Origin of the sequence: Actinoallomurus acaciae, from assembly GCF_042429965.1 — a bacterium.
GTDB lineage: Bacteria > Actinomycetota > Actinomycetes > Streptosporangiales > Streptosporangiaceae > Actinoallomurus > Actinoallomurus acaciae.
On record NZ_JBHLZP010000234.1, the window covers coordinates 12,568 to 12,889 of the forward strand.

Here is a 322-nt window from a genome sequence, read left to right on the forward strand (position 1 = left end):
CCTGCTGATGGGCGCCGGCATGGGCATCCACGCCGAGGGCCTGCACGCCCTCAGAGGGGGTGATCGTGTCATCGCCGCCGAGCTGGGGGTCCACGACCACGATCTGCCCGCCGGCTCCGAGACGGCCCTCGCCGACGCCGCACGGGAGACCCGCTCGGAAGAGCCCATCCCGAAGGTCGTCGACGGCACGGTGCTGAACGTACGCGACTCCACCGATCCGGCCTCCCCCTCGGCCGGGAGGGACGGCGGAGCGGCCGACCCACGCCGCCCTGCGCTCTCTCCGCCGCCGCGACCGGACGCCGGCCGCCCCGCGCCGCCGCCG

The 322-nt window shown here is 76.7% G+C and carries 1 protein-coding gene; it reads left to right on the plus strand.

Annotated elements, in window-relative coordinates:
- On the plus strand, positions 1 to 322 hold a 322-nt coding region (locus ACFFNX_RS27290), incomplete at both ends, for a hypothetical protein (RefSeq protein WP_378208240.1).